We start from the raw sequence: 6,790 nt of genomic DNA, 5'->3' as shown, positions 1-6,790 counted from the left end.
ACCTTTAAGAATATCGGGAGCCAGATACACGGAAACGGGTACGTCTGGATCTAAATGAGAGGTGCGGAGCATAATAGCTCCCATCGACTCAACCAGGGGTGTAGAAAAATTTGACCCCAATCGCGGCTATAAGCTTTCCACCTATGTATACTGGTGGATTACGCAATCAATCACACGAGCAATCGCAGAGAAATCGCGGATAAAAATCATCAGGCTTTTGAGCTTGTCCATTAACCGAAACGCATCTTTGAATTTTTTGCACAACTGTTTTGAATTTTAACTACTTTTTCTTTTTTTCTGCACAAGCTACTGTTTAGACAAGATAAATTTCAAATACACAAACAGCATTAAAAAAACAGACATGACACAGCAAACAACAGCAGAAAAAATTATCTTAGTCACCGGAGCCACGGGCAATCAGGGTGGCGCAGTGGCGCGTCATCTTTTAAAGCGCGGTAACTTCAAGGTACGTGCTTTTGTGCGCGATCCAAACAAGTCCGCCGCTCATGCACTCGAACAAGCGGGGGCAGAACTCGTTGCCGGAGATTTCAGCGATCGCGCGTCGCTTGATCGCGCTCTGCAAGGTGCTTATGGTGTTTTTTCATTGCAGACTTTTCTCAAAGAAGGCGGATTATCAGCCGAGATCCGAGATGGTAAAAGCGTTGCAGACGCAGCTTCATCGGCAGGTGTCGAGCATTTCGTCTACAGTTCTGTGGGCAGCGCCGAACGCAACACGGGCATTCCCCATTTCGACAGTAAATTTCAAGTCGAAGAGTACATTCGCTCGCTGGGCTTGCCCTACACAATCATGCGTCCAGTTTTCTTCTTTTACAACTACGCCTCAATGCGTCCAATGGTGGAGCAGGGCACGCTCTCCCAACCGCTCAGTCCTGAAACAAAATTGCAGCAACTTTCTGAAGAAGATTACGGAGCAATGGTCGCTGAGGTATTCGATCGCCCCGCCGAGTTCTTGAACCGCGAAATCGAAGTCGCCAGTGTGGAGATGACCATGCCAGAAATCGCTGCCGCGTTCAGCCTCGTGTTGGGCAAAACCGTCGAATACCAGCAAATTCCGTTTGAAGCGTTTGAGCAGCAAGCTGGGGAGGAAGTGACCATTATGTATCGCTGGTTTGAGAATGTCGGCTACGGAGCGGATTTAGCACAGTTGAAACGTGACTTTCCTTCCTCAAGCGACTTTGAATCCTATCTGCGCGACCACGACTGGACAAAACCAGATTAAAGCGCGTCCTATGTCAGGTCAAAAATGTGAATTGACACAATTTACTATTCTTCAGTCAATGACCTAAAAATCAGACATAAACATTGAACGATATTTATTTGACGCTATTGATTTTGAAGGTGATTTTGAATAAAACTCGTACTGAATAAAAACTGGGACGAGTTTTATTTTTTCTAGCCAAATGGATGTTTATGAGGGTTGATTTAATTTGGTCATGAGAGTACCTTCAGCAGTGTTTACAAAGGTGTCTCGATCTGAAATGATTGCTTGTGGTATTAAAGTAGTAGAGTGAGTGGTAATTCCTGGCAGCTTTTTGACAGCAGTGCCGATAGCCATAAACTCGATAATTCCACTACCTAACTGATAAACATAAGTTTTAATCCCAACAACGAGGTCAGCGCCACTATTACGAGCATCAGTGGCGATGTTGGCAATGGCTTGTTCGCGTGCTTCGTAAATTAATGTAGTTAATTCATTAATTTCACCACGTACAAAGGACTTGAATGCGGATGTGATTCCTCCAACAAAACCAAGAGAATATACGGAAACACCCAAAACCAATTTTAAAGGCATATAACCCAGGTTGATCAGATTCCACATTTCCTGATTAGTTAAATCGCTGGTAATAGGACTTTGACACCATGCTCTTGTAAGAGCAGGATGGTTTGATGCAGTACCAATCATTACCATCTCTTGCATCCCGGCAAAGGGAATAATTGATGTCTGAATTCCAAGCACAGCATTAGCACCTATATTTAAGGCTTCAGACTGAATTCGCTCTAAGGCTAAGTGACGGGTTTGGTTGAATATAGAGGAAAATTCTTTAATTTCTCCACGTTTTAAACTTTTGAGGGAGCCAAGTATTCCACCGCCGACTCCAATGGAGTAGGCAACATTGCCAAAGACAAACTTTTTCGGTACAAATCCGGCATCAATTTGGCAGTAGAGTTCCTGTCCGTCGGCAGAGGTAGAAAATTCTAATTTTTCAGATTTTTCGTCACCTTGGTGAACACAGGAGCCAATGGAGAGGAATTCTACGTTGCCGACTTGTTGCACTAAATCATTGTTAACACCTGTGATGCCAATTCCGCCATGCTTTTCTGCTTCAGCCAACATTCGGGCATAAGCTTTTTGCCTTCCTTCATGAATGATGCTAGTGACTTCAGAGACTTCTCCGCCAACAATGGTTTTGAGTCCTGATGAAATTCCCCCAATTAGTCCCAGTGAAAAAACACTGTTTCCAATGACTAAATCTCCCGGATACATACCCTGTTGTCGAAGACAAAAGATTTCATTGCCAGAGAGTCCGCTGATTGCAAGCATGCCTTTGACTCCAGTAATTTAGATGAGTGTATAATAACCCCGTTCAAAATGGGGAGTTAGTCATTTATAACCTAGAACGGCAAAACTAACTGGAGAGGTGAGACTAAAGGCTTAATTACGTATTCGTCTTAGAAAATATCAAACGAGTTTACTATGCTTCCAACCTACCTCTAGCAAGTTTTACCGCTCTAGTTTATAACTGATTATCAAGGGATAAGCTGGGGCTTGGGCATCAGCTATTACCCATTCGGGTTGCATTGCTGTACTGCAACGGACTTCTTGAGACTGAAAGACAAAAACTGTTGAAGAAGAATTTAGTCCTCCTACCTCCTGAAAGTTAGAGTCTGTTTGAAAAGTATATTTGGCATACTGAATGCAGTGAAGTGAAGCATCTCAATTCCAACGAAAAATCGTGATTATTCGCTTCACTTCGTTTTGTTCAGAATGATGAATTATAACTATCTTGAACTTTTCAAACAAACTCTAATGTATATCTTCCGAAGATGACGTTGAAATGGATGGATTAGAGCCAATCTCTTCAGGTTTAGAATTAAAGGGTGTTTTCCCTTCCCAGGAATAATTGCATATTTTAGTATGAAGCAGTGTTCCAAATGTGATATTAATTACAAAGGCAAAAGAATCTACGAAAATTATGTCTATAGCCCGATTAATCATGAGTCCCTCTTCAGTTGATGAAAACATCAATTAATGTTTGAATTGGAATTGTAATTTGACTACACAAGGCATAATGATTATTCCAGAAATCTCCAGCAATACTTATAAATTAGCGATATTTTTCTAATTACATATATGAAAGGTATTGTGATGATTAGGGATTAGTTTGTGTTCCGACATAAGACTTGGGGTTTAAAATCTCAATATCAATCTGATGAGATACAACTATTGTAGAAATATCTGACACAATCACTCATGAAAAAAGTCATGATTCTGACCATGACTTGAGCCACAAAATATCGGTTTAGCCAGTTGTTATGGATTGATAAAGTCTGGACAATTCTCATCATCATAATATGCCAAAGGATATATACCGAATGGCACGCTTGAAAAGCGTAAATCCCTGGTATTCCTGGCTTTTGGGTGTGGGGTGTTGGGTGTAGGGAATTAAGAAGATGTTGAACTACTTGACGCACTCGCATTCAATTGTCTGGAACACGAACCTGCAACCCTACCCCCAACAAGATAGCCCTCACGAGGTTTCACATGAGTCTTAGTGCCATTCGGATATATACCACAGACTAAAAAATGTTCACCGGACTTCACCCCATGATAGTTAGGGCAACCGATGCAGGCTGCGGGTCTAAAAACTACTCAAAATCGAAACCGAAATCCTCCGAGTAGTCTGCATGAATCGTGCTAGATGTCACCTCAGTCAGATGAACCTGAAACCCCACACCCAAAAACCAGTAATATCAACCCGCATTTCTCACAAGCTTGAGGGAAGGGGCAGAGGGGCAGAGGGGAAAGAACTTGTACAATAACTCTCCCCTGCTCCCCTGCTCCCCTGCTCCCCTGCTCCCCTGCACAAGCACAGGCTTTGAGCATCGGTGAGAAATCCGGGATCAAGGGTTAGCGCTTTTCAAGCGTGCCATTCAATTATGACCCAACATTGGGAATCAACTTAACCGAAACATGATCTTGGCAAGCTTCCCAAAGCCTTGAGTAAAGGCATATTCAATCTCTGCGGGATCACAAATCTCTGTTAGTTTGGATTTCAGCCCAGGAAGTTCTCTAACCTCAATACAGATATTTACATATACATCTTTAGTTTCCACATGGAATAAGCCAGCATTTATGTTTAAAAAATCACCTGTTAGCATTGAACAGTAAGTTAAAGATTCTTTCCATTGTGATTTGTACTTCATTTTAAAATAATTATCGCCTAAATTCTTTTTGAACTTAGATGACTTTTCCTGTGGTTTTGGTTCCCAGAATATACTATTCTCCAACTGCCCAAGAGCTTCTATTGTCGTTACATTAGTCGCCACATTGTTACTGCCTTGTTGTTTTAGCTTTTTCTGTTCAACAAAAGATATAGCCAGGATGCGGTTCTTATGTCGTTCAAAAGCTTCCTTGTACAGTTCCCATGCTTTTTTGGTAATTGCTGATTGTGATGGCTCAACAATTTTAACGATTTCGCGCCAATCTCCAAGAGTAAATCTAGTAATATTTTCGATAAAAGCGATGAAAATGGCGCTATAAATTTTAGTGGGACTCGCACCCCGTAAACCTTGCCTTCTCAGCTCATCAGTAACTAAGTCTAATCTGTAAGTAGAAACAGAAAGGTCAATTTCTGTAAGCTCGAGGCTAAAACCCTGCCTAAGTCTGATTCTGCTAAAAGTTGGCTTTGCAGGACTCTCAATAGTTGTAAAATCAATAGTTTGACCACAACTTGGACAAATAGCTTGGTGATGTTGAATCACCACTCCATCCTCGTCAACTTCGGCTTCAATTTTAGCTAATTCTTCAGTTAGCGGTTTAAAAATATGGGTGCAATGCTCACATTGAATTAAGCCTTTGTTTTGTATTTCTGATATAGTTTCAGGCAATAAACTCCATTTGCGGACTTCATCAGGAAGCCCATGTTTTTTCCAATTATCGGTAATGTCAATGATCACCGCAGTTGGTTTTAAAGTGTAAGTTCTTAGAACCCGCCCCAGCATTTGCAGCCAAAGAGTAGAGCTTTCAGTCGGACGGACACAGTAGACGCACTCAATATTAGGACAATCAAAGCCCTCGGTTAAGATTTCGTAATTAGTAATTACTTGGGTAATGCCATTGCGAAAACGCTGCAATATTTCTAATCTTTCTTGTAGGGGAGTTTTCCCATCCAAATGTTCGGCACTAATATAATTACGAGAAAATTCCGCAGCCAGGGCACGAGAATGTTCTAAGCTACAGGCGAAAATAACTGTACGAAGATTTCGTGCATATTTAAAGTAATTCTCAAGGATTTCACTAACCCCAATCTGACTAGTGACGGCAACCGCTAGCTCTTTGGCTCTGAAATCCCCACGAGATTTTGCAACTCCAAGAGTAGAAATAGTTTGATTCGTTGCAAATAATCGAAAGTTACTTAAATACCCAGCCTGAATTAATTGAGCAGTGTCAATGCCAATAACCAAATCATCAAATAAATCAACAAAACCTTGACCGTCAATCCTCTGGGGAGTGGCAGTTACACCTAATATTTGAGCGCTTTCATAATGTTCAATTAATCGCCGATAAGATAAAGCAGTTGCATGATGCGCTTCGTCTAATATCAAAAGTCCAATGTTCATTGGCAAATCCAATACCTCTCGTCTGCTTAACGTTTGAACGCTAGCAACTTGGATTCTCCGTTCGGGATTAGCCAGAACACCTGCTTTGATAATCCCAACTGGTTCACCGATAATTTCTGAGAGCTTTTCGGCAGCTTGAGATATCAACTCAATCCGATGGGCAATGACTAAAACTTGCTTTCCTTGTTCAAAGAATTTATGAGAAATATGTGCAAAGCATACCGTTTTTCCGGCGGCTGTAGGGAGTTGTGCAAGCACCCGCCTATTACCTTTCTTCCAAGAATTCCAAATATCTTTTATCCACTGATGTTGATAATCTCTGAGTTCGTAGGTAACAGGCATTCAATCTACCTCAACAAGAATTTTTCTCTCGTGGTAATATTGCTCATTATGCCACAAGCTCTTCCAGTTAAGATACCGATAATCCCAATTCTAAAAGTAGTAAAAATGTTTTGGATTGATTTGATGCGATTTTACTTCATCAAGAGCAAATTATAACGAACTGAAGCTATAAGTTGAACTTTTCATAAAAACTAATGCGGTAACTCGTGTATTTTTGTCTTGCCTGGCTGTCCAAAATACAAATTGTGCGATCGCCTTTGCTTAATAAAGGCGATCTCCAATCGTTCTCATCAAATACTTTCAATTCTCCTCTACGCTCAAATCAATTACTTCAAGAACATCTGGCAACCAGCGAACGTGTTCCACAATCTTGTCATGAGTCCGGGCTTTATCCCGTGTCACCGTTCCCCAAAGTTTACCTTTTTCAGTCAAATGCCAGATATTTTTGTGGCTTTGTTTACCATTCGTGTCTGTTTTGATTTGAACCTCCTTACTGTACGTTCGCTCATTTTTAAAGAGTGAGAGGAATTAATGCCTTGAGGAGAAAAGAATAGGGCGATAAGCAGTAATAGCACCATTTCCCGTT

4 protein-coding genes and 1 pseudogene are annotated in these 6,790 nt (G+C 41.2%); 2 read left to right on the top strand and 3 right to left on the bottom strand.

What is annotated here, in order from left to right; translation table 11 throughout:
• Positions 1-94 precede the first annotated feature (94 nt).
• Positions 95-199 (top strand): annotated as a pseudogene (locus V7K67_RS31050) (sigma factor); the annotation flags it as partial.
• Positions 200-361: 162 nt separating this feature from the next.
• A complete protein-coding gene (locus V7K67_RS31045) occupies positions 362-1,240 on the top strand; it encodes an NmrA/HSCARG family protein (RefSeq protein ID WP_335164885.1) in 879 nt (292 codons plus the stop codon).
• A 189-nt stretch (positions 1,241-1,429) separates the two neighbouring features.
• On the opposite strand, the gene V7K67_RS31040 is transcribed toward V7K67_RS31045, so the two are convergent.
• From V7K67_RS31040 to V7K67_RS31030, 3 genes are all read right to left on the bottom strand, one after another.
• Positions 1,430-2,563 carry a heavy metal-binding domain-containing protein gene (locus V7K67_RS31040; protein WP_334733112.1) on the bottom strand — a complete coding sequence of 378 codons (1,134 nt, stop codon included), beginning with the start codon at positions 2,561-2,563 and terminating at the stop codon, positions 1,430-1,432.
• Between the two features lie 1,634 nt (positions 2,564-4,197).
• A complete protein-coding gene (locus V7K67_RS31035; RefSeq protein WP_335169878.1) occupies positions 4,198-6,204 on the bottom strand; it encodes a DEAD/DEAH box helicase in 2,007 nt (668 codons plus the stop codon).
• 300 nt (positions 6,205-6,504) lie between these two features.
• The gene (locus V7K67_RS31030) at positions 6,505-6,636 is read right to left on the bottom strand and encodes a hypothetical protein (RefSeq protein WP_335169876.1); all 132 of its coding nucleotides are present in this window, start codon (positions 6,634-6,636) and stop codon (positions 6,505-6,507) included.
• Between the last annotated feature and the right edge of the window lie 154 nt (positions 6,637-6,790).

This window comes from Nostoc sp., assembly GCF_036917155.1.
Classification (GTDB): domain Bacteria; phylum Cyanobacteriota; class Cyanobacteriia; order Cyanobacteriales; family Nostocaceae; genus Nostoc.
The sequence above is the reverse complement of the archived record's forward strand: the minus strand, read 5'-3'. Positions and strand labels throughout refer to the sequence as shown.